Origin of the sequence: Pseudomonas sp. V98_8 (genome assembly GCF_029967975.1) — a bacterium.
Classification (GTDB): Bacteria; Pseudomonadota; Gammaproteobacteria; order Pseudomonadales; family Pseudomonadaceae; genus Aquipseudomonas; species Aquipseudomonas umsongensis.
In genome coordinates this window covers 18,052-43,625 of record NZ_JASCAE010000039.1, presented here as the reverse complement: position 1 = coordinate 43,625, position 25,574 = coordinate 18,052, and the positions used below count along the sequence as shown (strand labels likewise).

19 protein-coding genes are annotated in these 25,574 nt (G+C 59.2%); 16 read left to right on the top strand and 3 right to left on the bottom strand.

The window, feature by feature from the left end:
• The first annotated feature begins 82 nt into the window (after positions 1 to 82).
• The 11 genes from QLG10_RS11335 to QLG10_RS11285 all read left to right on the top strand — a co-directional run bounded on the left by QLG10_RS11335 (position 83) and on the right by QLG10_RS11285 (position 14,273).
• Positions 83 to 2,881: an LPS-assembly protein LptD gene (locus QLG10_RS11335; protein WP_248678476.1), complete on the top strand. Its 2,799-nt coding sequence runs from the start codon at positions 83 to 85 to the stop codon at positions 2,879 to 2,881.
• Positions 2,862 to 4,178, top strand: coding sequence for a peptidylprolyl isomerase SurA (gene surA, locus QLG10_RS11330; RefSeq protein ID WP_110754837.1), 1,317 nt, complete (start codon positions 2,862 to 2,864; stop codon positions 4,176 to 4,178). The genes QLG10_RS11335 and surA overlap by 20 nt, the downstream gene beginning before the upstream one ends.
• A complete protein-coding gene (pdxA, locus tag QLG10_RS11325) occupies positions 4,175 to 5,164 on the top strand; it encodes a 4-hydroxythreonine-4-phosphate dehydrogenase PdxA (RefSeq protein WP_110754836.1) in 990 nt (329 codons plus the stop codon). The genes surA and pdxA overlap by 4 nt, the downstream gene beginning before the upstream one ends.
• Positions 5,161 to 5,979: a 16S rRNA (adenine(1518)-N(6)/adenine(1519)-N(6))-dimethyltransferase RsmA gene (gene rsmA, locus QLG10_RS11320; protein ID WP_110754835.1), complete on the top strand. Its 819-nt coding sequence runs from the start codon at positions 5,161 to 5,163 to the stop codon at positions 5,977 to 5,979. Before pdxA ends, rsmA begins: the two co-directional genes overlap by 4 nt.
• Positions 5,980 to 6,100: 121 nt before the next feature.
• Positions 6,101 to 6,481, top strand: a complete 381-nt coding sequence (apaG, locus tag QLG10_RS11315) for a Co2+/Mg2+ efflux protein ApaG (RefSeq protein WP_110754834.1) — start codon at positions 6,101 to 6,103, stop codon at positions 6,479 to 6,481.
• Positions 6,481 to 7,365 (top strand): symmetrical bis(5'-nucleosyl)-tetraphosphatase, encoded by an 885-nt coding sequence (locus QLG10_RS11310; protein ID WP_110754833.1) that lies wholly within the window; start codon positions 6,481 to 6,483, stop codon positions 7,363 to 7,365. The genes apaG and QLG10_RS11310 overlap by 1 nt, the downstream gene beginning before the upstream one ends.
• A gap of 33 nt (positions 7,366 to 7,398) precedes the next feature.
• Complete coding sequence (gene glpE / locus QLG10_RS11305) at positions 7,399 to 7,728, top strand: thiosulfate sulfurtransferase GlpE (protein WP_282487346.1); 330 nt, start codon at positions 7,399 to 7,401, stop codon at positions 7,726 to 7,728.
• 297 nt (positions 7,729 to 8,025) lie between these two features.
• Positions 8,026 to 9,948, top strand: a complete 1,923-nt coding sequence (locus tag QLG10_RS11300) for a PrkA family serine protein kinase (protein WP_020798814.1) — start codon at positions 8,026 to 8,028, stop codon at positions 9,946 to 9,948.
• Between the two features lie 204 nt (positions 9,949 to 10,152).
• Positions 10,153 to 11,424, top strand: a complete 1,272-nt coding sequence (locus QLG10_RS11295) for a YeaH/YhbH family protein (protein ID WP_110754831.1) — start codon at positions 10,153 to 10,155, stop codon at positions 11,422 to 11,424.
• Entirely contained in the window at positions 11,421 to 12,983 is a 1,563-nt protein-coding gene (locus QLG10_RS11290) for a SpoVR family protein (RefSeq protein ID WP_020798817.1), read from the top strand. Before QLG10_RS11295 ends, QLG10_RS11290 begins: the two co-directional genes overlap by 4 nt.
• 63 nt (positions 12,984 to 13,046) lie before the next feature.
• The gene (locus QLG10_RS11285) at positions 13,047 to 14,273 is read left to right on the top strand and encodes a multifunctional CCA addition/repair protein (RefSeq protein ID WP_282487345.1); all 1,227 of its coding nucleotides are present in this window, start codon (positions 13,047 to 13,049) and stop codon (positions 14,271 to 14,273) included.
• A gap of 83 nt (positions 14,274 to 14,356) precedes the next feature.
• On the opposite strand, the gene folK is transcribed toward QLG10_RS11285, so the two are convergent.
• Positions 14,357 to 14,875: a 2-amino-4-hydroxy-6-hydroxymethyldihydropteridine diphosphokinase gene (gene folK, locus QLG10_RS11280; RefSeq protein WP_282487344.1), complete on the bottom strand. Its 519-nt coding sequence runs from the start codon at positions 14,873 to 14,875 to the stop codon at positions 14,357 to 14,359.
• The gene (gene folB, locus QLG10_RS11275; protein WP_110754828.1) at positions 14,866 to 15,222 is read right to left on the bottom strand and encodes a dihydroneopterin aldolase; all 357 of its coding nucleotides are present in this window, start codon (positions 15,220 to 15,222) and stop codon (positions 14,866 to 14,868) included. Before folB ends, folK begins: the two co-directional genes overlap by 10 nt.
• A gap of 74 nt (positions 15,223 to 15,296) precedes the next feature.
• Here folB and plsY point away from each other — a divergent pair, with 74 nt between their 5' ends.
• Positions 15,297 to 15,866, top strand: coding sequence for a glycerol-3-phosphate 1-O-acyltransferase PlsY (gene plsY, locus QLG10_RS11270; protein ID WP_110754827.1), 570 nt, complete (start codon positions 15,297 to 15,299; stop codon positions 15,864 to 15,866).
• A gap of 22 nt (positions 15,867 to 15,888) precedes the next feature.
• Here plsY and tsaD read toward each other — a convergent pair whose 3' ends face one another.
• Positions 15,889 to 16,914: a tRNA (adenosine(37)-N6)-threonylcarbamoyltransferase complex transferase subunit TsaD gene (gene tsaD / locus QLG10_RS11265; protein ID WP_110754826.1), complete on the bottom strand. Its 1,026-nt coding sequence runs from the start codon at positions 16,912 to 16,914 to the stop codon at positions 15,889 to 15,891.
• 199 nt (positions 16,915 to 17,113) lie between these two features.
• On the opposite strand from tsaD, the gene rpsU reads away from it, so the two are divergent.
• The 4 genes from rpsU to QLG10_RS11245 all read left to right on the top strand — a co-directional run bounded on the left by rpsU (position 17,114) and on the right by QLG10_RS11245 (position 25,565).
• On the top strand, positions 17,114 to 17,329 hold the full coding sequence (gene rpsU, locus QLG10_RS11260) for a 30S ribosomal protein S21 (RefSeq protein WP_002551877.1): 216 nt from the start codon (positions 17,114 to 17,116) through the stop codon (positions 17,327 to 17,329).
• Positions 17,330 to 17,811: 482 nt separating this feature from the next.
• Positions 17,812 to 19,782 (top strand): DNA primase, encoded by a 1,971-nt coding sequence (gene dnaG / locus QLG10_RS11255; protein ID WP_033043880.1) that lies wholly within the window; start codon positions 17,812 to 17,814, stop codon positions 19,780 to 19,782.
• Positions 19,783 to 19,849: 67 nt separating this feature from the next.
• Positions 19,850 to 21,697, top strand: a complete 1,848-nt coding sequence (rpoD, locus tag QLG10_RS11250; protein WP_110754824.1) for an RNA polymerase sigma factor RpoD — start codon at positions 19,850 to 19,852, stop codon at positions 21,695 to 21,697.
• 121 nt (positions 21,698 to 21,818) lie between these two features.
• Positions 21,819 to 25,565, top strand: coding sequence for an EAL domain-containing protein (locus QLG10_RS11245; protein WP_282487343.1), 3,747 nt, complete (start codon positions 21,819 to 21,821; stop codon positions 25,563 to 25,565).
• Positions 25,566 to 25,574 lie beyond the last annotated feature (9 nt).

Here is a 25,574-nt window from a genome sequence, read left to right as displayed (position 1 = left end):
ATCCAGCATCTTTTTCAGACCATCGAGAGGCGTGCGGCCCACACCGCGGGCAGATGGCACGCAGGAAGCCCGGACTATTAAGATGGCATTGAAATCCCCCGCGTTTCGTAAAAAATTTCCGTTGTTGATGACCGGCAGTTTGCTGGCTCTGCAACCCTTGGCCACCCCTTTCGTGGTCGCCGCGGAACAGTATGACTGCTCGGTCTCCGCTTCGGGAGCCTGGAATTGTGCGCCAAAATCGCCAGCGGCTGCATTGCCACCGCGTCCAGTCCACGAGGGCAGCGCAGTCTCCGCCACCGGCGAGTCACCCGCCGAAACGGGCGCCAGCGAAGACACGGGGGCCAAACCTGCACTGGTCACCGAATCCAAAGGCCGTGGCCTGAAGTCGCGTAGCGCAGACTACAGCCACCTCGACTGGGTTCCGCGCGAGCAGCTCACTGCAGCACAATTGGCCGAAACCGGTCCTTATTGCTCTGGTTCCTATATCGAACCGATTCGTCCTGGCATGAATGACAAGACGAATAAAAGTGACGCTCCCACCTTTGTCGGCGCCAAAGCCTCCCGCTACAAGCAGGATGAGCAGGTCGCCAGCCTGGCCGGTGACGTGGTCATGCGCCAGGGCAGCATGCAGGTCGAAGCCGATGAAGCCAACCTTTACCAGGCCGAGAGCCGTGGCGAGCTGAGCGGCAACGTGCGCATTCGCGACAACGGTGCACTGATCGTGGGTGACCACGCCGACGTGCAGCTCGATACCGGTGAAGCCAAGATCGACAACGCCGAATACGTGATGCACAAATCGCGTATCCGCGGTAACGCGCTGTACGCCAAGCGTGCCGAGAACGCGATCATCCGCCTCAAGGATGGTACGTACACCACGTGCGAACCGAACAGCAACGCCTGGCAACTCAAGGGCAACAACATCACCTTGAACCCGGCGACCGGCTTCGGTACCGCGACCAACGTGACACTGCGGGTCAAGGACATTCCGGTCCTGTACACGCCATATATCTACTTCCCGATCGACGACCGCCGTCAATCCGGCTTCCTGCCGCCGACCATCGGCACCGGCAGCGATACCGGCTTCCTGCTGGTTACGCCGTACTACTTCAACCTGGCACCCAACTACGATGCCACGTTGTACCCACGCTACATGAGCGATCGCGGCCTGTTGATGGAAGGCGAATTCCGCTACCTGACCAAGTCCAGCGAAGGTCAGTTCGGCGCCGCGTACCTCAATGATGAGAACGACGATCGCAAGCTGCAGACCGATTACGATAAAACCCGCTACATGTACAACTGGCAGCACAAGGGTGGTCTTGATTCGCGTGTCCTGACCCAGGTCGACTACACCAAGATCAGCGACCCTTATTACTTCCAGGATCTGAAGACCGACCAGATTGGCGTGAAGAGTGCCGACTACGTCAACCAGCAGGGTGCTGTTACCTACCGTGGCGACAGCTACACCGCCCGCGTGAATGCCCAGGCCTATCAACTGGCGACTGTGTCGAACATCACTCCGTACGACCGTTTGCCGCAGATCACCTTCAACGGTGCGCTACCGGATCGTCCAGGCGGTCTGAATTTCACGTATGACACTGAGCTTGTGCGGTTCGATCGGGATTTGAAGACCGGCGACTACACCGATGAAGACGGCAATGTTGAGCCACGCCTCGACCAAAACGTTCAAGGCCTGGCCCGTGCCAATGGCGATCGCCTCAACCTTGCGCCAGCGGTCAGCTTCCCGATGGAGGCGAGCTATGGGTTCCTGACGCCTAAACTCAAGTACCAGTACACGCAGTACCAACTGGACCTGGACAGCATCGGCAAAAGCCAGATTGCCGCGCAGACTGCAGAACAGGACCGACTCAACGGCACGTTCGACAGCAACCAGAACCGTGGCGTGCCAATCGCCAGCATCGACAGCGGCCTGTATTTCGATCGCAAGACCAGCTGGTTTGGCAAGAACTATAACCAGACCCTCGAACCACGCCTGTTCTACCTCTACGTACCCGAGAAGGACCAGGAAGACATTCCGGTATTCGACACCAGCGAATACACCTTCAGCTATGCCTCGCTGTTTCGCGACAATCGTTTCTCTGGCTCCGATCGCGTCGGCGACGAGAACAAACTGTCCCTGGGCGTAACCAGTCGCTGGATCGAAGAAAACGGCTTCGAACGCCAACGCATCAGCGTCGGCCAGGCTCTCTACTTCAAGGACCGCGAAGTCCAGCTGCCGGGCATCGATGCAAAAACCCGCGAAGACGCGCACTCTGACGTTTCTCCTTATGCGCTGGAGTACGAATATCGCTGGAACCGCGACTGGCGCACCACGGCCGACTACAACTGGGACCCGGACAGCCGCAGCCCTCGTTCGGGCAGTGCGATGTTCCACTACCAGCCTGAGGACAACCCGAACAAGGTTATCAACGCCGGCTATCGCTATCGCAATGACCAGGTTCGTTACGACCAGAACTCCGGTACATGGCAGGTCGGCGGTGGTGACTATGGCGTCCCGGGCCAACCTGGCTACGTGAAGGACTACTACAAGATCGAACAGCACGACTTCTCGGTGATCTGGCCGGTCGTGCCGCAATGGAACGTCATCAGCCGCTGGCAGTACGACTACAACCGCAACCGTACCCTGGAAGCCTTCGGTGGCTTCGAGTACGACAACTGCTGCTGGAAACTGCGCCTGATCAACCGTTACTGGGTCGATTATGACGAAACCAGTCAAGACGCCCCGGAAAACGAAAAAGGCGACCATGGCGTCTTCCTCCAAATTGTTCTGAAGGGACTCGGCGGCCTCACCGGCGCCAAAGTAGAGAGTTTCCTCGACAAAGGCATCCAAGGTTATCGTGAACGTGAAGACCAAGCTTTCTGATTGTCTGCGCCCGCTGTTGCTGGGCGCGCTGTTCCTGGGTACCGCGGCCAACGCCGCGGTACAGTCCATCGACAAAGTGGTGGCCATTGTCGACAACGACGTGGTCATGCAGAGCCAACTGGACCAACGGGTCCATGAAGTCCAGCAAACCATTGCCAAGCGCGGCACCGCCGTGCCACCGGCCAGCGTATTGGAGCAACAGGTGCTTGAGCGCCTGATCGTCGAGAACCTGCAACTGCAGATCGGCGAACGCTCCGGCATCCGCATCACCGATGAAGAACTGAACCAGGCCGTCGGCACGATTGCCCAGCGCAACAACATGTCGGTGGAGCAGTTCCGCGCCGCCCTGACGCGTGACGGCCTGTCCTACGACGACGCACGTGACCAGATTCGCCGCGAAATGGTCATCAGCCGTGTGCGTCAGCGCCGCGTCGCCGAACGCATCCAGGTCTCCGAGCAGGAAGTGAAGAACTTCCTGGCTTCGGACCTTGGCAAAATGCAGCTGTCCGAAGAATTCCGCCTGGCCAACATCCTGATTCCTACGCCGGAAAGCGCCAACTCCGACGCCATCCAAAATGCCGCCAAGCAGGCCGACGCGGTTTACCAGCAGCTCAAGCAAGGCGCTGACTTCGGTCAGCTGGCAATCGCCAAGTCCGCCAGCGAAACCGCACTGGAAGGTGGCGACATGGGCTGGCGTAAAGCCGCTCAACTGCCGCCACCCTTCGATCGCCTGCTGAGCACCATGGCTGTGGGCGACATCACCCAACCGATGCGCACGCCGGGGGGCTTCATCATCCTGAAGATCACCGACAAGCGTGGTGGTGAGGCGCAAGTGCGTGACGAAGTGCACGTACGCCACATCCTGGTCAAACCAAGCCCGATCCGTGACGAAGCAAAGACCAAGGCCCTGGCCGAGTCGCTCTACGCCCGCATCGAAGCAGGCGAAGATTTCGGCGAACTGGCGAAAAGCTTCTCGGAAGATCCGGGTTCCGCCCTCAATGGCGGCGACCTGAACTGGATCGACCCGAATGTACTGGTTCCGGAGTTCCGCGAAGTGATGGCCAAGACCCCGCAAGGTCAGCTGTCCAAGCCATTCCAGACCCAATACGGCTGGCACGTCCTGGAAGTCCTTGGTCGTCGCGCCACCGACAGCACGAGCCAGGCTCGCGAACAGCAAGCGATGACCGTGCTGCGTAATCGCAAATACGACGAAGAGCTGCAAACCTGGCTGCGTCAGATCCGTGACGAAGCGTATGTGGAAATCAAACTCCCTGGCGCCGACCAGGCAGCACAGTGAAACCCAAGCGTTTCGCGCTGACACCCGGCGAACCGGCCGGCATAGGTCCCGACCTGTGCCTGCTGCTCGCCGCGCACGCCCAGCCACACCCCCTGATAGCCATTACCAGCCGCGACCTGCTCCTTGAGCGGGCCGCGCAGTTGGGCGTGGCCGTCGATGTGCTGCCCGTCACGCCGGACAACTGGCCGGATGCTCCCGCTCCCGCCAACAGCCTGTATGTGTGGGATACCCCGCTCAATGCCAAGGTGGTCGCCGGGCAACTGGACAAAGCCAACGCCACTTTCGTCCTGGAAACCCTCACCCGCGCCGGCCAGGGCTGCCTGGACGGGCATTTTGCCGGCATGATCACCGCCCCGGTGCACAAAGGCGTGATCAATGAATCCGGTATCGCGTTTTCCGGGCACACGGAATTCCTCGCCGACCTGACCCATACCGCGCAAGTGGTCATGATGCTCGCCACCCGTGGTCTGCGCGTGGCACTGGTCACCACCCACCTGCCGCTGCGCGAGATTGCCGATGCGATCACGCCGGAGCGTCTGGAGCGGGTGACGCGAATCCTGCACACCGACCTGAAAGAAAAGTTCGGCATCGCCCAGCCACGCATCCTGGTATGTGGGCTCAACCCCCATGCCGGTGAAGGCGGACACCTGGGCCATGAAGAAATCGATATCATCGAACCCACACTAGAGCGCCTTCGCGGCGAAGGCATGGACCTACGCGGCCCGCTGCCCGCCGACACTCTGTTTACCCCCAAATATCTGGAGCACTGCGATGCAGTGCTGGCGATGTACCACGACCAGGGCCTGCCTGTGCTGAAATACAAAGGCTTTGGCGCAGCAGTCAATGTGACTCTCGGCTTGCCGATCATCCGCACCTCGGTCGACCACGGCACCGCCCTGGACCTGGCCGGTAGCGGCAAGATCGACACCGGCAGCCTGCAAGTCGCCCTGGAAACCGCCTACCAGATGGCCGAGACCCGTTTATGACCGAGCAATACCAACACAAGGCGCGCAAGCGCTTTGGCCAGAACTTTCTGCACGATGCCGGCGTTATCGACCGCATCCTGCGCTCCATCCATGCCAAGGCCGAAGACCGCCTCCTGGAAATCGGCCCCGGCCAAGGCGCGCTGACCCAGGGCCTGCTCAGCAGCGGCGCCCAGCTCGACGTGGTGGAACTGGACAAGGACCTGATCCCGATCCTCAACCAGCAGTTCGCTGGCAAGAGCAACTTCAACCTGCATCAGGGTGATGCATTGAAGTTCGATTTCACCAGTTTGAATGCTGCACCTGGCAGCCTGCGCGTAGTCGGCAACTTGCCATATAACATCTCTACACCGCTGATTTTCCACCTGCTGCACAACGCCCACCTGATTCGCGACATGCACTTCATGCTGCAAAAAGAAGTGGTCGAGCGTCTGGCGGCAGGGCCTGGTGGCGGTGATTGGGGCCGGCTGTCGATCATGGTCCAGTACCACTGCCGGGTCGAGCATCTGTTCAACGTAGGTCCTGGCGCGTTCAACCCGCCACCAAAAGTCGACTCGGCCATCGTGCGCCTGGTGCCCCATGCAGTACTGCCGCACCCGGCCAAGGATCACCGCTTGCTGGAGCGCGTCGTGCGCGAGGCTTTCAACCAGCGCCGCAAGACCCTGCGCAACACCCTCAAGCTCCTGCTGAGCAACGCCGAAATCGAAGCCGCTGGCGTCGATGGCAGCTTGCGTCCCGAGCAGCTCGATCTGGCGGCGTTCGTACGCCTTGCTGACAAGCTCAGCGAACAAGCCCTACAGAAAACCGCGGACGCCTGACAGGACTGAAGCGTTATCGGGTAGGACACCAGCGCCCATGTCTGGTTTACTATCCGATACCTGGCCTAGACTGACTTATCAGCTATGTCCCGCGTTTCGCTTCGTTTTTAAGGCCCTTTGCATGTCCGATCCTCGTTATCAGGTCGACGTCAGCGTCGTCACCCGCTATCTGGCAGAACAATCGCAACCCGAGCAAGAGCGTTTTGCCTTCGCGTACACCATCACCGTGCAAAATAACGGCCTGCTACCGGCCCAACTGCTATCACGGCATTGGGTCATCACCGATGGCGATGGGCATGTCGAGGAAGTTCGCGGTGCGGGCGTGGTAGGTCAGCAACCGCTGATCGAGCCTGGGCAAAGCCATACCTACAGCAGCGGCACCGTCATGACATCCAAGGTCGGCACCATGCAGGGCACTTACGAGATGCTCGCCGACGACGGCAAACATTTCGATGCCATCATCGCCCCGTTCCGCCTGGCGGTGCCTGGAGCCTTGCACTGATGGCCACCTATGCCGTCGGCGACCTGCAAGGCTGCCTTGAAGCACTGCAATGCCTGCTCAAGAAGGTCGCCTTCGACCCGGCCGAAGACCGTCTGTGGCTGGTCGGCGACCTGGTTAATCGCGGCCCGCAGTCGCTGGAAACCCTGCGCTTCCTCTATAGCATCCGTCACTCACTGGTGTGCGTGCTTGGCAACCACGACCTGCACCTGCTGGCGGCCGGCAAGAATATCGAGCGCCTGAAGAAAGCCGACACCCTGCGCGAAATTATCGAAGCCCCGGACAGCGCCGAGCTGCTGGAATGGCTGCGCCAGCAAAAACTCATGCACTACGACGAGCAGCGCAACGTGGCGATGGTACATGCTGGCATTCCGCCGCAATGGTCGCTGCGCAAAGCACTGAAATGCGCGGCCGAAGTCGAGACGGCCCTGCGCGATGACAACCTGCTGCCGCCTTACCTCGATGGCATGTACGGTAACGATCCGGCGAAATGGGACAGTGACCTCAAGGGCGTCACGCGCCTGCGGGTGATTACCAACTATTTCACGCGCATGCGCTTCTGCACGGCCGAGGGCAAACTCGACCTCAAGAGCAAGGAAGGCCTGGGCACGGCACCTGCAGGCTTCAAGCCGTGGTTCCAGCACAAGGAACGCAAAACCAGGGACGTAAAGATCATCTTCGGCCACTGGGCAGCACTGGAAGGCAAGATCCAGGAGCCGGGCGTCTCGGCCCTCGACACTGGCTGTGTCTGGGGCGGTGCCCTGACCCTGATGAATGTCGACACGGGTGAACGCCTGGCCTGCAAATGCGACGAACACGGCCATGCCGCCGAGCCGCCAGTCGCCCCACAGATTTCCGAACCATCGCCAGCCAGCGCCCCGCGCTAGACTGCATTTTCTGCCGAGCCACAGGAGCCCGCCATGAGCGAATTCAAACGTATTCCCCCGGAACAGGCCCAGGCCCTGCGCGAACAAGGTGCAGTGGTGGTCGATGTCCGGGACCCTGCAACCTTTGCCGCCTTGCACATCAGCGGCTCGAAGCATCTGGACAACCACTCCCTGCACGCCTTCATCCAGGGCGCCGATCTGGGCGCGCCCACCGTGGTGGTTTGCTATCACGGCAACTCCAGCCAGGGTGCCGCCGCCTACCTGGTCAGCCAGGGTTTTTCCGACGTCTACAGCATGGATGGCGGCTTCGAGCTATGGCGTACGACTTATCCTTCAGAAACAGCGCAAGGCACCACCGAATAATTTTTTTGTCATGCGCAAGGCCCCGCCCCCCGCGGGCTAGCGCGGTGGCAGACGAACGGTCTGCCACAACTAATTACGTATCTCGCCTTTACCTCCCGAATTCCCAACTATCCTTAAGCGCAGGCCATCCAAAACAGGGGAGAGCCGGTACACCGGCGCACGGGTCATCGGGAGTAGCTTTCGGGGTAGTCAGCTCCGAAAGAGTTCTGGGGGGTAAACAGCGACCGCCTGTTCGGTTGCTGCCAGCATCGACTGAGTGATCCGGCGTCGGCTCCACGTATCGAGCGAGGTGACGTCATGAGTATCTTTAGCCACTTCCAACAACGCTTCGAGTCCACACGCCAGGAAGAACTCTCTCTGCAAGAGTATCTGGAGCTGTGCAAAAAGGACCGTAGCGCCTACGTTTCCGCCGCCGAGCGTCTGTTGCTGGCCATCGGTGAACCGGAACTGCTCGACACCTCGACCAACTCGAGGCTGTCGCGAATCTTCTCCAACAAGGTAATCCGTCGCTATCCGGCCTTTGAGGACTTCCACGGGATGGAAGAATGCATCGACCAGATCGTGTCGTATTTCCGCCATGCCGCCCAAGGCCTGGAAGAGAAGAAACAGATCCTTTACCTGCTCGGCCCCGTCGGCGGCGGTAAGTCGTCCCTGGCCGAAAAACTCAAACAACTGATGGAAAAAGTGCCCTTCTACGCGATCAAGGGCTCGCCAGTATTCGAATCTCCCCTGGGTCTGTTCAACGCCACTGAAGATGGCGCGATCCTCGAGGAAGACTTCGGCATCCCACGGCGCTACCTCAACACCATCATGTCGCCATGGGCCACCAAGCGCCTGGCCGAATTCGGCGGCGACATCAGTCAGTTCCGCGTGGTCAAGCTCTACCCGTCGATCCTGAATCAGATCGCCGTGGCCAAGACCGAGCCGGGAGATGAAAACAACCAGGACATCTCGGCACTGGTGGGCAAGGTCGATATCCGCAAACTGGAAGAATTCCCGCAGAACGACGCCGACGCCTACAGCTATTCGGGCGCATTGTGCCGGGCCAACCAGGGCCTGATGGAGTTCGTCGAAATGTTCAAGGCCCCGATCAAGGTGCTGCACCCCTTGCTGACGGCCACCCAGGAAGGCAACTACAACAGTACCGAAGGCCTCGGGGCGATTCCGTTTACCGGGATCCTGCTGGCCCACTCCAACGAATCGGAATGGCATACCTTCCGTAACAACAAGAACAACGAAGCGTTCATCGACCGGATCTACATCGTCAAGGTGCCGTACTGCCTGCGGGTCAGCGACGAAGTGAAGATCTACGACAAGTTGCTGTTCAACAGCTCGCTGGCCAAGGCCCATTGCGCGCCCGACACCTTGAAGATGCTCGCCCAGTTCACCGTGCTGTCACGCCTGAAGGAGCCGGAAAACTCCAACATCTACTCCAAGATGCGTGTGTATGACGGCGAAAACCTCAAGGACACCGATCCGAAGGCCAAGTCGATCCAGGAGTATCGCGACAACGCCGGTGTCGACGAAGGCATGAACGGCCTGTCGACCCGCTTCGCGTTCAAGATCCTGTCCAAGGTCTTCAACTTCGATCCCCACGAAATCGCTGCCAACCCGGTGCACCTGCTCTACGTGCTGGAGCAACAGATCGAACAGGAACAGTTCCAGGCCGAAACCCGCGAACGCTACCTGCGCTTCCTCAAGGAGTACCTGGCACCGCGGTACATCGAATTCATCGGCAAGGAGATCCAGACCGCCTACCTCGAGTCCTACAGCGAGTACGGCCAGAACATCTTCGATCGTTATGTACTGTACGCGGATTTCTGGATTCAGGACCAGGAGTACCGCGACCCGGAAACCGGCGAGATTCTCAACCGAGTGGCACTGAACGAAGAACTGGAGAAAATCGAAAAACCGGCCGGCATCAGCAATCCGAAGGATTTCCGCAACGAAATCGTCAACTTCGTGCTGCGCGCCCGTGCCAACAACAACGGCAAGAACCCGACCTGGCTCAGCTACGAAAAACTGCGGGTGGTCATCGAGAAGAAAATGTTCTCCAACACCGAGGACCTGCTGCCAGTCATCAGCTTCAACGCCAAGGCCAGCAAAGAGGACCAGCAGAAACACAACGACTTCGTCACACGGATGGTCGAGCGGGGTTACACCGACAAACAGGTACGACTGCTGTCCGAGTGGTACCTGCGGGTCAGAAAATCACAATAACCCGCTGCCGGTCAGACCGGTTGTCGTCAGCCAGAGACCTGTGCGTGCTTTTTCTGCTACACAGGCCTCTGGAAGGTGTTCGAAAGTCGGTAGCGAGTTCAGGCAGCATCCAAAGCGCTTGGGGGAGCGTTGAATATCCCTTGGCTCTCGGTCCGATGCTGCATCACCGCTCGCCCCTTTCAGGACAGCTTCTAAGGAGCAGTCATGAGCTATGTGATCGACCGACGTCTCAATGGCAAGAACAAGAGCACGGTAAACCGCCAACGGTTTCTGCGGCGTTACCGTGATCACATCAAGAAGGCTGTCGAAGAGGCGGTCAGCCGGCGCTCCATTACCGATATGGAACACGGCGAGCAAATCAGTATCCCGGGGCGCGACATCGACGAACCGGTGCTTCACCATGGTCGCGGTGGCAAACAGACCGTCGTGCACCCGGGCAACAAGGAATTCACCAGCGGCGAACACATTGCCCGGCCACCGGGGGGTGGAGGCGGCAGAGGCCCTGGCAAGGCTGGCAACTCGGGCGAAGGGATGGACGAATTCGTCTTCCAGATCACCCAGGAAGAATTCCTCGAGTTCATGTTCGAAGACCTGGAGTTGCCGAACCTGGTCAAGCGCAACCTGACCGGCACCGACACCTTCAAGACTGTACGCGCGGGGATCAGCAACGAGGGCAACCCGTCGCGGATCAACATCATCCGCACATTGCGCTCGGCCCATGCACGGCGAATCGCCCTCTCGGGCAGCAGCCGGGCGAAACTGCGCGAAGCCAAGGAAGAACTCCTGCGACTCAAGCAGGAAGAGCCGGACAATTTCGGTGATATTCAGGATCTTGAGGCAGAAATCGAAAAACTCAGCGCACGTATCCATCGCGTGCCGTTTCTCGACACCTTCGACCTCAAGTACAACCTGCTGATCAAACAGCCCAACCCCAGCTCGAAGGCGGTGATGTTCTGCCTCATGGACGTTTCCGGCTCCATGACCCAGGCGACCAAGGACATCGCCAAGCGCTTCTTCATCCTGCTGTACCTGTTTCTCAAGCGTAACTACGACAAGATTGACGTAGTGTTCATTCGCCACCACACCAGCGCCCGCGAAGTGGACGAGGAAGAGTTTTTCTACTCCCGCGAAACCGGCGGGACCATCGTCTCCAGCGCCTTGAAGCTGATGCAGGAGATCATGGCCGAGCGCTATCCGGCCAACGAATGGAACATCTACGCCGCCCAGGCCTCCGACGGCGACAACTGGAACGACGACTCGCCGATCTGCCGCGACATCCTCATCAACCAGATCATGCCGTTCGTGCAGTACTACACTTACGTTGAGATTACCCCACGGGAACATCAGGCCCTGTGGTTCGAATACGAGCGTATCGCCGAAGCCTTTTCCGACACGTTTGCCCAGCAACAACTGGTCTCGGCCGGGGATATCTATCCGGTCTTCCGTGAACTCTTCCAGCGCAGGTTAGTGACATGACCGCCAAAGAGCTGAAGCGCCAACCCATATCCACCGGATCGGAGTGGACGTTCGAGCTGATCCAGGCGTACGACCGTGAAATCAGTCGTATTGCAGCTCGCTACGCGCTCGATACGTACCCTAACCAGATCGAAGTGATCACCGCCGAACAGATGATGGACGCCTATGCTTCTGTCGGCATGCCGCTGGGCTATCACCACTGGTCCTATGGCAAACACTTCCTCAGCACCGAAAAGTCCTATACCCGCGGCCAGATGGGGCTGGCCTATGAAATCGTAATCAACTCCGACCCCTGCATTGCCTACCTCATGGAGGAAAACACCATCTGCATGCAGGCGCTGGTGGTGGCGCATGCGTGCTACGGGCACAACAGCTTTTTCAAGGGCAATTACCTGTTCCGCACCTGGACCGATGCCAGCTCGATCATCGATTACCTGGTGTTCGCCAAGCAGTACATCATGCAGTGCGAAGAACGCCATGGCATCGATGCGGTGGAAGACCTGCTCGACTCCTGCCACGCGCTGATGAACTACGGGGTCGACCGCTACAAACGTCCCTATCCTATCTCCGCGGAGGAAGAACGGCGCCGGCAAAAGGACCGGGAAGAACATCTGCAGAAGCAGATCAACGATCTGTGGCGCACCATTCCAAAAGGCGCGGACAAGTACAGCGACAAGGACAACGCGCGCTTCCCCGCCGAACCGCAGGAAAACATCCTGTACTTCATCGAAAAACATGCACCGCTGCTGGAGCCCTGGCAGCGGGAAATTGTGCGGATCGTACGCAAGATCGCCCAGTATTTTTATCCACAGCGCCAGACCCAGGTCATGAACGAAGGCTGGGCGACATTCTGGCACTACACCCTGATGAACGACCTGTACGACGAAGGCCTGGTGACCGACGGCTTCATGATGGAGTTCCTGACGTCACACACCAGCGTGGTCTTCCAGCCTGGCTTCGACAGCCCCTACTACAGTGGCATCAACCCTTACGCCTTGGGCTTTGCCATGTACCGCGATATCCGTCGCATGTGTGAAGAACCCACTGAAGAGGATTACCGCTGGTTCCCTGATATTGCCGGCACCGACTGGCTCGCCGCCATCAAGTTCGCCATGAGCAGCTTCAAGGATGAGAGCTTCATCCTGCAGTACCTTTCACCCAAAGTGATTCGCGACTTGAAACTGTTCAGCATTCTCGATGACGACCAGAAGGACGACCTGCTGGTGCCAGCCATTCACGACGAAGGCGGTTATCGCATCATCCGTGAAACCCTTGCGGCACAGTACAACCTTGGTAATCGCGAACCCAACGTGCAGATCTACAGCATCGACAGGCGCGGCGATCGCTCCCTGACCCTGCGCCACCAACAGCACGACCGTAAACCCCTGGGAGAGTCCACCGAGGAAGTACTCAAGCATCTGCACCGTCTCTGGGGTTTCGATATTCATCTGGAAACCCTGCAAGGTGACCAGGTCATGAAAACCCACCATGTGCCACCTAAGGGGGAACACAGCGAAGGCGATTACGGACGGCTGGACCTGGCCGTCATCCATTTGTGATCCTGGTTGTGCCTCCGAACGCTCGACGTAAAGGTTATCCTGTCGAGCTAACGGAGGTTTTTCATGCAGATTTATAAAGTTGGCGGTGCCGTACGTGATCGCCTGCTCGGCATAGCAGTCACCGACATCGACCGCGTAGTGGTCGGTGCGACCACTGAGGAAATGCTCGCCAAGGGTTTTCGCCCGGTAGGCGCTGATTTTCCGGTATTTCTTCATCCGAAAACCGGCGAGGAATATGCCCTTGCCCGGACCGAACGCAAAAGCGGGCGTGGTTACGGCGGGTTCACGTTCCACGCCAGCCCTGACGTGACACTGGAAGAAGACCTGATTCGCCGCGACCTGACGATCAATGCGATGGCCGAAGACGATGAGCAGAACCTGACCGACCCCTATCACGGCCAGCGCGATCTCGAGGCACGAATACTTCGCCACGTTTCCCCCGCGTTCGCCGAAGATCCCCTCAGGGTTTTGCGCGTTGCCCGTTTCGCCGCACGCTATGCAGAGCTTGGCTTCACTGTTGCCCCCGAAACCCTCGAATTGATGCGCCAACTCAGCGAGTCAGGCGAACTCCAGGCGCTGACGGCGGAACGCAGCTGGAAAGAGATCTCCCGCGCCCTCATGGAAAATCAGCCGCAGGTGTTTGTCGAGGTGTTGCGCGCCTGCGGTGCGCTCAAAGTGCTGATGCCGGAAGTCGACGCGCTGTTCGGTGTACCGCAGCCCGCGATACACCACCCCGAAATCGACACCGGCGCCCACACCCTGAGCGTGCTTCAGCAAGCGGCACACCATAAACAACCGCTGACCGTGCGCTGGGCCTGTCTGCTGCATGACCTGGGTAAAGGGCTGACGCCAGAGGAGCAATGGCCTCGCCATATCGCCCATGAGGCCAAGGGGCTGAAGCTGATCAAGGCGGTCAACGAACGTTTCAAGGCGCCAAGGGATTGCCAGGAGCTGGCGCTGCTGGTGGGCGAATATCACACCCACGGGCATCGCGCGCTGGAGCTGAAGGCATCTACTTTGCTCGAGCTACTGCAGAGTTTTGACGTTTACCGTCGACCGCAGCGGTTCGAGGAATTTATTGCCGCGTGCGAAATGGATGCACGCGGACGCAAGGGACTGGAGGAGAGAAGTTATCCACAGGCGGACTATTTGCGCGGGGCAGCGACGGCGGCGCGCAGCGTTGCTGTTCAGCCTTTGCTGGAGCAGGGATTTAAAGGGCCTGAACTGGGTGAGGCGATCAAGCGAGAGCGGCTCAAAGCATTGAAAGCCTACAAAGAGGCGTCGTCCTGAAAAGCTTAGCGAGCAGGCTCGCTCTCACAAGGGTTGCACTGACCCCTGTGGGAGCGAGCCTGCTCGCGAAGGCGTCAGTTAAATCACAACAAATTCAAAGGTGTCAGTTGCTCACCGCGCCATTCGAAAGCCACTGGCGCCAACACCTGGTCAATCTGCGATTCGGCCCACAACACGGCGAAACTTTTACCTACGCCCGGGTGCACGCGCTCCGGAGCAATCAGCGACAGCGGCCACAACACAAAGGCGTTTTTAAGAATTTCCGCCCTCGGCAGCACCAGGCCATCGAAGTTGCCCACCAAATCACCGAAGAGTAAAACGTCGATATCCAGAGGCAAACCTCGGCGATCGGGTGCGTAACGCCCATTATCCGCTTCGATAAACTTCAGACGGCGATCCAATTCCATCAACGGCAAGTCGGTATAAGCCGACACCACGAAGTTGAAGAACGGCCCGCTCTTGATCCCTACCGGCAGGCTTTCGAAGACCGCCGAGCAACGCATATCCACGAGAAAGCTCGCCAGGGCATCCAGGCCGGCCTGCAAATGGGTTTCGCGCTCGATGTTGCTGCCGAGCCCGAGATACACCTGAGTCAGCGACATCCGCGCTCGATCTCCACACCCACGCCACCTGTGGCGGCAGGAACCGCACCTGGCTTGGTCAGTTTGAGGCGCATCCAGGTAATCTTGAATTCGCTCATCAGCGCTTCAACCAGGCGCTCGGCAAAGGTCTCGACCAGCTGAAACTGTGCCTGCTCGGCAAAGGCCTGGATACGCGATGAAACGCTCGCGTAATCAAGCGCCAGGGTCAGGTCATCGCCAGCGGCGGCTGGACGATTGTCCCAAGCGAAACTCAGGTCAAGCCGCAAGCACTGTCGGATGCCTCGCTCCCAGTCATAGGCACCGATCACGGTGTCGACTTCCAGGCCCTCGATAAACACTCTGTCCAAGCACTTTTCTCCGCTACACGACAAGGGCGCAATGCGCCGTTAGAATCAGGGCGTCCTCGCCCGGAATAGTTAGCATGTTTTGGTTACTGGCGATCCTCGCCTACCTGCTCGGCTCGCTGTCCTTCGCCATCTTGCTCAGCCGCATGACCGGTAACCCCGATCCGCGAATGAGTGGTTCGGGCAATGCTGGCGCCACCAACATGTTGCGCCTGGCCGGCAAGAAACTCGCCATCCTGACCCTGCTCGGCGACCTCTGCAAAGGCCTGCTGCCCGTACTGGTCGCCAGTGCCGCCGGCCTGTCACTGCAGGACCAGGCCTGGGTCGGCGTTTGCGCCGTCATCGGTCACCTGTTCCCGCTGTACTTCCGCTTTCGCGGTGGCAAGGGTGTCGCCACCGCTGCCGGCATGTTGCTGGGGTTATACCCGCCTGCAGCCTTGATGGCGGTCTGTGCCTGGCTGCTGACGTTCTACCTGACCCGCACCAGCTCGCTGGCTGCCTTGATCGCCACGCCCTTGACCCTGCCACTGCTGGCCTGGCAAGAACCGGCAGCGCTGCTGCCCATGTGCGCCCTGACCGGCATGATCGTCTGGCGCCACCGGGGCAATCTACGCGACCTGTTTGCCGGGCGCGAACGGCATTTTTAGCGGCCCGCATGAGTACGCTTCATCACAGGGGCGACAACTGCTCCATCGGCCACCGCGCCTGCACACTGATCGCCAGGCTTTCCTGCTGACCGGCCTGTAGGCGCTGGCAGCCCGCAAACGCAATCATGGCGCCATTATCGGTACAGAACTGCGCACGGGCGTAAAAAACATCGCCCTTCATGTCGCCTAGCATCTTTTCCAGGGAAGAGCGCAACGCCTTGTTGGCACTAACGCCCCCAGCGATCACCAGACGCTTCATGCCAGCTGCTTTCAGGGCACGCTTGCACTTGATGGTCAAAGTCTCCACCACGGCCTGCTGGAACGCCAGCGAGATGTCGCAACGGGCTTGCTCACCGTCGTCCCCGGCACTCACGCACTGCTGCCAGGTGTTCAAGGCGAAGGTTTTCAAGCCGCTGAAACTGAAGTCCAGGCCAGGGCGGTCGCACATCGGGCGCGGAAACACGAAACGCCCTGCAACGCCTTGCTCTGCCAGGCGAGCGATTTCCGGCCCACCCGGATAATGGAGCCCCATCATCTTCGCGGTCTTGTCGAACGCTTCGCCCGCGGCATCGTCCAGGGTCTCACCCAGAAGCGTGTATTGGCCGATCCCGTCGACCTGAACCAACTGCGTATGGCCGCCCGATACCAACAAAGCGACGAACGGGAATTCCGGCGGTTGCGACTCCAACATCGGCGCCAGCAAGTGACCTTCCATGTGATGCACGCCGAGTGCCGGAATGCCCCAGGCAAAGGCCAGTGCCTGAGCGCAGGAAGCACCCACCAGCAAGGCACCGACAAGACCAGGGCCGGCGGTATAAGCGATGGCGTCGATCTCGGTTGGCACACAGTCGGCTTCGGCCAAGACCTGGCGAATCAAGGGCAGCATGCGCTTGACGTGATCACGCGAGGCCAGCTCCGGTACTACGCCACCATACGCCCGGTGCAGGTCGATCTGGCTGAACAGCGCGTCGGCCAGCAGGCCTCTTTCACTGTCGTAGAGTGCGACACCAGTTTCGTCGCAAGAGGTTTCTAATCCCAGTACTAGCATGGGTTTGCGCCTTGTTTAGGCTGAATTCGAAGGCGCGCATAATAGTCGTCGCGTGATGCCCCGACCAGCGGTTTTCGATCAGAGGCTTTGCATTCCGTGCGATGAGGGGTTAACATCCGCAACCCTTAAAAACCGACGTCTTCAAGTGCTCTTTTGCCGCGAGGATGTTGACCCCGGTAATGAATGAAGGTAGCTCTGGATGCCAGCCGTCAAAGTAAAAGAGAACGAACCCTTCGACGTAGCTCTGCGTCGTTTCAAGCGCTCCTGCGAAAAAGCCGGTGTACTGGCTGAAGTTCGTAGCCGCGAATTTTACGAGAAGCCAACTTCTGAGCGTAAGCGCAAAGCAGCAGCCGCTGTTAAGCGTCACGCCAAGAAAGTTCAGCGCGAACAGCGCCGCGCCGTTCGTCTGTACTAATACACAGACGATCGTAGCAAGCTTCTGCCAAGCCCGGCTCTGAGCCGGGCTTATGGCATTTGCGTAAAACGCTTGATGCTTCACCGTCGAAGCCGCAGACGCGACTGAGACAAATCTGCTTCACCGCGTCAGACCTGGCTCTTTTGCCAGCGGTGCACGTCTTTTCTGACGAGCCTTTCAAGGCTACTGACGAGCACACCCACTGATTCCTCTCACGACGATCAGCCCAAGGCACCTGTTTGCGTGCCGAATTACGAGCTATCCGAGACCATTGACTGGTCGCAGCCGGATTCAGCGTAACATTTTCAAATAGTCGAATACTGATGAGCAGTAACGTCGGTGGATTTTCGGCAGATACACTTCCCGACAGCGATCATGCAGGCGATACCGGTCGAGCCGCACACTTTGCGCGCCTCAAGCAATGACCCGCGCTCAGCCGCCCTTCGCTTCGGTTCCTTTTCAGCGCAGATGACGAGAACGCCATGGCCGGGCTAATTCCCCAGAGCTTCATTGACGACCTTCTGAACCGCACCGACATCGTCGACGTGGTCAGCTCGCGCCTGCAATTGAAAAAGGCCGGAAAAAACCATACTGCCTGCTGCCCGTTCCACAAAGAGAAAACCCCCTCTTTCAGCGTGAGCCCCGACAAGCAGTTCTATTACTGCTTCGGCTGCGGCGCTGGCGGCAATGCCCTGGGCTTCATCATGGACCACGACAACCTGGATTTCCCCCAGGCTGTCGAGGAACTGGCCAAAGCCGCCGGAATGGAAGTCCCCCGCGAAGAAAGTGGGCGCTCGCACAAACCACGCCAGCCAACTGACTCGCCGCTGTACCCGCTGCTCACGGCCGCCGCCGATTTCTATCGCGCCGCCCTGAAAAGCCATCCGGCACGCAAAGCCGCCGTGGACTACCTCAAAGGTCGCGGGCTGACCGGTGAAATCGCCCGGGACTTCGGCCTGGGCTTTGCGCCACCTGGGTGGGACAACCTGTTCAAGCACTTGAGCAGCGATACCCTGCAACAAAAAGCCATGATCGATGCCGGCCTGCTGATCGAGAACGCCGAAACCGGCAAACGCTACGACCGCTTTCGCGATCGCGTGATGTTCCCGATCCGCGACAGTCGCGGGCGCATCATCGCGTTTGGTGGCCGGGTGCTGGGCGACGACAAACCCAAGTACCTCAACTCACCGGAAACTCCGGTCTTTCATAAAGGCCAGGAACTCTACGGCCTCTACGAAGCGCGCAAGAACAATCGCAACCTCGACGAAATCATCGTCGTCGAGGGCTACATGGACGTCATCGCCCTCGCCCAGCAAGGCTTGCGCAATGCCGTCGCGACCCTGGGCACCGCCACCAGCGAAGAGCACATGAAACGACTGTTTCGAGTCGTGCCCAGCGTGCTGTTCTGTTTTGACGGCGACCAGGCCGGCCGCAATGCGGCCTGGCGCGCACTGGAAGCGACACTGACAAGCCTGCAGGACGGTCGCCGCGCGCGATTCCTGTTCCTGCCCGAGGGTGAAGACCCGGACACCCTGGTCCGCTCCGAAGGCACCGACGCCTTTCGCGCACGGATCAACCAGCACGCGCAGCCGCTGGCCGATTACTTCTTCCAACAACTGACCGAAGAGGCCGACCCTCGCTCGCTCGAAGGCAAGGCCCACATGGCCACCCTCGCCGCACCGCTGATCGACAAGGTCCCCGGCGCCAACCTGCGCACCCTGATGCGCCAGCGGCTGCTGGAAATCACCGGACTGAGCGGCGAGGCGGTGAGCCAACTGGTACACAGCGCGCCCCAGGACGCGCCACCGGCCTATGACCCTGGCATGGATTACGATGCCATGCCGGACTACTCCGACTTCCACCAACCCCAGGAGGCCTACACGCCCCAGCAGGAGTGGACGCCGAAGAAATCCGGGGCCGGCGGCAAGAAATGGGACAAGAAACCCTGGAGCAAGAACGGCAAGCGCGGTGATCGCGACGAGCCTTATGCCCCACGCAAGCCAGTCGCAGTGGAAGCCCCGACGCTTATCGCTTTGCGCACACTGATTCACCACCCGCAACTGGCCAAAAAAGTTGAGAGTGCCGATCATTTTGCCAACGAGAGCAACACGTACGCTCAGGTACTAATCGCCCTGATCGAGGCTGTGCAGAAAAATCCTGGGCTAAACTCTATTCAGTTGATGGCCCGTTGGCACGGTACAGAGCAAGGACGCCTATTGAGAGCCCTCGCAGAAAAGGAATGGCTAATTGACGGCGATAACCTTGAACAACAGTTTTTAGACACCATTACTAGGTTATCTGCGGGTCAGCACACGCAGACCCTCGATGACCTCATCAAGAAAGCAAGGCAGCCGGGATTGTCGGCTGAAGAGCAAATTCAGATAGCTAAACAGATGCGCGACCTCTTAAAACAGAATGTTTCCGCATCAAACCCGACCTCAACTGGCGCGTGAGGTCATAGCTCAGGTATAATCCTCGGCTTGTTTTTTGCCCGCCAAGACCTTCAGTGGATAGGGTGTTATGTCCGGAAAAGCGCAACAGCAGTCTCGTATTATTGAGTTGATCAAACTGGGTCGTGAGCAGAAGTATCTGACTTACGCCGAGGTCAACGACCACCTGCCCGAGGATATTTCAGATCCAGAGCAGGTGGAAGACATCATCCGCATGATTAACGACATGGGGATCCCCGTACACGAGAGTGCTCCGGATGCGGACGCCCTTATGTTGGCCGACGCCGATACCGACGAGGCCGCTGCGGAAGAAGCCGCCGCCGCGTTGGCAGCGGTGGAGACCGATATCGGTCGCACCACTGACCCAGTGCGCATGTACATGCGCGAAATGGGTACGGTCGAGCTCCTCACGCGTGAAGGCGAAATCGAAATCGCCAAGCGTATTGAAGAGGGCATCCGTGAAGTGATGAGCGCAATCGCGCACTTCCCTGGCACGGTTGATCATATTCTCTCCGAATACACTCGCGTTACCACCGAAGGTGGCCGCCTGTCCGACGTCCTGAGCGGTTATATCGACCCGGACGACGGTATTGCGCCGCCTGCTGCGGAGGTTCCGCCGCCGATCGACACCAAGACCGCGAAAGCGGATGACGATTCCGACGACGATGACGCCGAAGCTTCCGATGACGAAGAAGAAGCCGAAAGCGGTCCGGATCCAATCATCGCCGCCCAGCGCTTTGGTGCTGTCGCCGATCAGATGGAAATCACCCGCAAGGCGCTGAAAAAGCACGGTCGCCACAACAAGCTGGCGATTGCCGAGCTGTTGGCCCTGTCCGACCTGTTCATGCCGATCAAACTGGTTCCGAAGCAATTCGAAGGCCTGGTCGAGCGTGTACGCAGCGCCCTGGATCGTCTGCGCCAGCAAGAGCGTGCAATCATGCAGCTCTGCGTTCGTGATGCACGCATGCCGCGTGCCGACTTCCTGCGCCAGTTCCCGGGCAACGAAGTCGACGAAAGCTGGAGCGATGCACTGGCCAAAGGCAAAAGCAAATACGCTGAAGCCATCGCTCGCGTGCAGCCGGACATCATTCGGTGCCAGCAGAAGCTGACCGCGCTGGAAACCGAAACCGGTTTGACGATCGCCGAGATCAAGGACATCAACCGTCGCATGTCGATCGGTGAGGCCAAGGCCCGCCGCGCGAAGAAAGAGATGGTCGAAGCGAACTTGCGTCTGGTGATCTCCATCGCCAAGAAGTACACCAACCGTGGCCTGCAATTCCTCGACCTGATCCAGGAAGGCAACATCGGCCTGATGAAAGCGGTAGACAAGTTCGAATACCGCCGCGGCTACAAATTCTCGACTTATGCCACCTGGTGGATCCGTCAGGCGATCACTCGCTCGATCGCCGACCAGGCCCGCACCATCCGTATTCCGGTGCACATGATCGAGACGATCAACAAGCTCAACCGCATTTCCCGCCAGATGCTGCAGGAAATGGGTCGCGAACCGACCCCGGAAGAGCTGGGCGAACGCATGGAAATGCCTGAGGACAAGATCCGCAAGGTATTGAAGATCGCAAAAGAGCCGATCTCCATGGAAACCCCGATCGGTGATGACGAAGACTCCCATCTGGGTGACTTCATCGAAGACTCGACCATGCAGTCGCCAATCGATGTTGCAACCGTTGAGAGCCTTAAGGAAGCGACTCGCGAAGTGCTGTCCGGCCTTACTGCCCGTGAAGCCAAGGTACTGCGCATGCGCTTCGGTATCGACATGAATACCGACCACACCCTCGAGGAAGTTGGTAAGCAGTTCGACGTTACCCGCGAACGGATTCGTCAGATCGAAGCCAAGGCGTTGCGCAAGCTGCGCCACCCGACGAGAAGCGAGCATCTGCGCTCCTTCCTCGACGAGTGATACCAGAACCCCCGGCCCAGGCCGGGGGTTTTGTTTTTGCAGATAATTCCCCCCGCTTCACCCCACCCGCCGATTTGCCCGTCTACACTCGAAACATTCCCCGAGCCATAACGAGACCGTTATGCCCAGACTGCCGACCGTGTGTTTTTTGCTGTCGCTGATGACTTGGACCGCAACGGCTGGCGCGCTGACTCTAACTGACGAAGAACGTAGCTGGCTGGCGGCCCATCCGGACCTGCGCCTGGGTGTCGATGCATCCTGGCCGCCCTTTGAGTTTCGCGACGACCAGGGGCGTTACCAGGGCCTTGCTGCAGACTATATCGACCGTATTCGCCAGCGGCTGGCCATCAAGCTCACACCCATTGAGCCCGTGAGCTGGACGGTGGTACTGGACCAGGCCAAGCAAGGCAAGCTGGACCTTTTGCCGGGCATCATGTCGACCCCGGAACGTCAGGCCTACCTGTCATTCACCCGTCCCTACCTGGATTTCCCGATTGTCATCCTGGCGCACGTCGGAGGCGCCCAACCGCGCAAACTCAAAGACCTGTACGGACTAAAAATCGCCGTAGTGGAAAACTACGCACCTCACGAACTGTTGCGCACCCACAATCCCGATTTGAACCTGGTGGCGATGCCCAATGTCAGCTCCGCTTTACAGGCGCTGGCTACCGATGAAGTAGACGCCGTGGTAGGCGACCTCGCTTCCAGCGTCTGGAGTTTGCGCCAGCTCAAGCTCGACGGGCTGTACGTCAGCGGCGAAACCCCCTACCGCTACCAGCTGGCAATGGGTGTCCCCCGGGACAACAAAATGCTGGTCGGCATTCTGGATAAAGTCCTCGCCGACATGACACCGGCCGAAATCAGTTCGATCCAGGAACATTGGGTCGGCAACGTACTGGATCATCGTACATTCTGGTCCGATCTATTGGTCTACGGCTTGCCTGGGCTACTGCTGCTGATCGCCGTGCTCGCCGCCGTGATCCGCGTCAATCGCCGCTTGAGTTCGGAAATATCCCGCAGGGTCGACCTGGAGCAGGAACTGCGCAGCAGCGAATACCATTACCGCGGGCTGGTGGAGAGCCTCTCGGCCATCGCCTGGGAAGCGCGGATGAGCGACTTCACCTACAGCTATGTGTCGCCCCACGCCGAAGACCTGCTCGGTTACCCCTTGTCGCATTGGCTGATCCCAGGCTTCTGGCGCAACATCATCCATCCCGCCGACCTCACCCGCGCGCAGAGCTTCTGCGACCACGAAGTGTTGGCCGGGCGAGATCACACTCTCGATTACCGGGTCATCACCGCTGACGGTCGTTGCATCTGGGTCCGCGACATCGTCAGCCTGATCGAACACGGTCATGAGCCGGTGATGCGCGGCTTGATGATTGACATCAGCGAAACCAAACGCACCGAAGAAGCACTGCGCCTGTCTGAACAGAAGTTTGCCTCGGTGTTCCAGCAGTGCCCAGACATCCTGGTGATCGCACGCCTGAGTGACGGTTGCCTGCTGGAGGTTAACGATGCGTTCGAAGAACAGATCGGCCTAAAGGCCGAAGATGTGATCGGCCAGACTGCCACCGACCTGAACATCTGGGGTATTCCAGGTGTCGGGCCAGGGCTGCTGCAGCGCTTGCAGGCCGGCAGCATTCGCAACCTGGAGATGCCCTTTCGTCGCAGCAATGGCCAGGTGTTCACCGGCTTGATCTCGGCCGAACCCTTCGACCTCGATACCACCCCGGCGCTGGTCGTCGTGGTGCGAGACATCACCCAACTCAAGGAAACCCAGCAACAACTGCAAACCTCCGAAGAAAAGTTCGCCAAGGCCTTCCACGCCTCCCCCGACGGCTTGCTGCTGTCGCGCCAGAGCGATGGCCTGCTGTTGGAGGTCAACGAGGGGTTCAGCCGCATTACCGGCTTCAACAGCGCGATGTCGGTGGATCGCTCGGCCCTTGACCTGGGGATCTGGGTCAACCTCAACGAGCGCAAACAAATGCTCGACCTGTTGCACCGGGATGGTTACGTCCGCGATTTCAGCTGCCACATCCGCCGCAGCGACGGTCAGATCCGCCTCTGCGAAGTCTCCAGCCGTCCGCTACCGATCGGTGACGACGACTGCATGCTGACCATCGCCCGGGACATCACCGAACGCCACCTGATGCAGGAAAAACTGCAGCAGGCCGCGACGGTATTCGAGAGCACCGCAGAAGGCGTGTTGATCACCGATACCCAGCAGCACATCAGTGCAGTCAACCGTGCCTTTACCGAAATCACCGGCTACAGCGAAAGCGAAGCACTGGGGCATACCCCGCGCCTGCTTGCCTCGGGCCTGCATGACAGTGCGTTCTACGCCGCCATGTGGCATCAACTGACCGACGAAGGTCATTGGCAAGGCGAGATTTCCAACCGACGCAAAAATGGCGAACTGTATCCCAGCTGGTTGACCATCAGCGCCGTACGAAATCGTAACAACTTCATCACGCACTTCGTGGCTGTGTTCGCCGACATCTCCAGCCTCAAGCACGCCCAGGCCAAACTGGACTACCAGGCTCACCACGACCCGTTGACCGGTCTGCCAAACCGCACGTTGTTCGAAAGTCGCCTGCTCAACGCGCTCAATCACCAGAAGGAAAACGGCGGTCAGGGCGCAGTGCTGTTCCTGGATCTGGACCGTTTCAAGCACATCAATGACAGCCTTGGTCACCCGGTCGGCGATCTTTTGCTCAAGGGTATTGCCGTGCGTCTCAAGGAGCAGTTGCGAGACATCGACACTGTCGCGCGCCTGGGCGGCGACGAATTCATCATCCTGCTCCCCGGCCTGCAGCAAGCCAGCGATGCGGACAACATCGCCACCAAGCTGCTCAATTGCTTTACCGCGCCATTCCAGGCGGGTGAGCATGAGTTTTTCATCAGCTCCAGCATCGGCACCAGCCTCTACCCCAAGGACGGCAGTGACGTGGCCACGCTGATCAAAAACGCCGACGCGGCTATGTACCGCTCCAAGGCCAAAGGCCGTAACCGCGTAGAAAGCTACACCTGCGATCTCACCGCTCAAGCCAGCGAGCGTGTGGCGCTGGAGCACGAACTGCGACGCGCCATCGAGCGCAATGAACTGCACCTGTGCTACCAACCCAAGATCAGCCTCGACGACTATCGCCTGGTGGGGGCCGAAGCCCTGATTCGCTGGCGTCATCCGACCTTCGGCGACGTGCCGCCCGAACACTTCATCTCACTTGCCGAAGAAAACGGCATGATCCTGCAGATCGGCGACTGGGTACTCGAGACCGCCTGCCGACAGATGTTCGAATGGAACCAGATGTACGAAGGCCTCGGCCCGCTGTCGGTCAACCTCGCCGGTGCCCAACTGCGCCAACCGAATCTTTTGGGGCGAATCGAACAACTGCTCAAGGACAACCGCCTCAATCCCGGTTGCCTGCAACTGGAGATCACCGAAAACTTCATCATGAGCCAGGCCGAAGAAGCGCTTGCGGTGCTGCACCAACTCAAGCATCTGGGTGTGCAATTGGCGATCGACGACTTCGGCACCGGGTACTCCTCGCTGAGTTACCTCAAACGCCTGCCGCTGGACATACTCAAGATCGACCAGTCCTTCGTCCGCGGTTTGCCCGACGACCCTCACGATGCCGCCATCGTGCGTGCCATTATCGCCCTCGGCCGCAGCATGCAATTCACGGTCATTGCCGAGGGCGTCGAAACCCAGGCGCAGCAGCAATTCCTGGCTGCCGAAGGCTGTGAGCAGATCCAGGGCTACATCGTCAGCCTGCCCCTGCCCCCTGACGAATTCGCCGCGACGTTTCTTCGTACAACAGTAATGGATTTTTCGGATAGCACAGCCGCGAAACCATCGCTATAATCCGCGACC

Excerpts from the sequence above, each read along its gene's own strand:
- apaG (WP_110754834.1), top strand. The coding sequence starts at position 6,101 with ATGTCCGATCCTCGTTATCAGGTCGACGTCAGCGTCGTCACCCGCTAT.
- rpsU (WP_002551877.1), top strand. The coding sequence starts at position 17,114 with ATGCCAGCCGTCAAAGTAAAAGAGAACGAACCCTTCGACGTAGCTCTG.
- plsY (WP_110754827.1), top strand. The coding sequence starts at position 15,297 with ATGTTTTGGTTACTGGCGATCCTCGCCTACCTGCTCGGCTCGCTGTCC.
- QLG10_RS11245 (WP_282487343.1), top strand. The coding sequence starts at position 21,819 with ATGCCCAGACTGCCGACCGTGTGTTTTTTGCTGTCGCTGATGACTTGG.
- QLG10_RS11295 (WP_110754831.1), top strand. The coding sequence starts at position 10,153 with ATGAGCTATGTGATCGACCGACGTCTCAATGGCAAGAACAAGAGCACG.
- dnaG (WP_033043880.1), top strand. The coding sequence starts at position 17,812 with ATGGCCGGGCTAATTCCCCAGAGCTTCATTGACGACCTTCTGAACCGC.
- QLG10_RS11310 (WP_110754833.1), top strand. The coding sequence starts at position 6,481 with ATGGCCACCTATGCCGTCGGCGACCTGCAAGGCTGCCTTGAAGCACTG.
- QLG10_RS11285 (WP_282487345.1), top strand. The coding sequence starts at position 13,047 with ATGCAGATTTATAAAGTTGGCGGTGCCGTACGTGATCGCCTGCTCGGC.
- QLG10_RS11300 (WP_020798814.1), top strand. The coding sequence starts at position 8,026 with ATGAGTATCTTTAGCCACTTCCAACAACGCTTCGAGTCCACACGCCAG.
- rsmA (WP_110754835.1), top strand. The coding sequence starts at position 5,161 with ATGACCGAGCAATACCAACACAAGGCGCGCAAGCGCTTTGGCCAGAAC.
- QLG10_RS11290 (WP_020798817.1), top strand. The coding sequence starts at position 11,421 with ATGACCGCCAAAGAGCTGAAGCGCCAACCCATATCCACCGGATCGGAG.
- glpE (WP_282487346.1), top strand. The coding sequence starts at position 7,399 with ATGAGCGAATTCAAACGTATTCCCCCGGAACAGGCCCAGGCCCTGCGC.
- folK (WP_282487344.1), bottom strand. The coding sequence starts at position 14,875 with ATGTCGCTGACTCAGGTGTATCTCGGGCTCGGCAGCAACATCGAGCGC.
- tsaD (WP_110754826.1), bottom strand. The coding sequence starts at position 16,914 with ATGCTAGTACTGGGATTAGAAACCTCTTGCGACGAAACTGGTGTCGCA.
- QLG10_RS11335 (WP_248678476.1), top strand. The coding sequence starts at position 83 with ATGGCATTGAAATCCCCCGCGTTTCGTAAAAAATTTCCGTTGTTGATG.
- rpoD (WP_110754824.1), top strand. The coding sequence starts at position 19,850 with ATGTCCGGAAAAGCGCAACAGCAGTCTCGTATTATTGAGTTGATCAAA.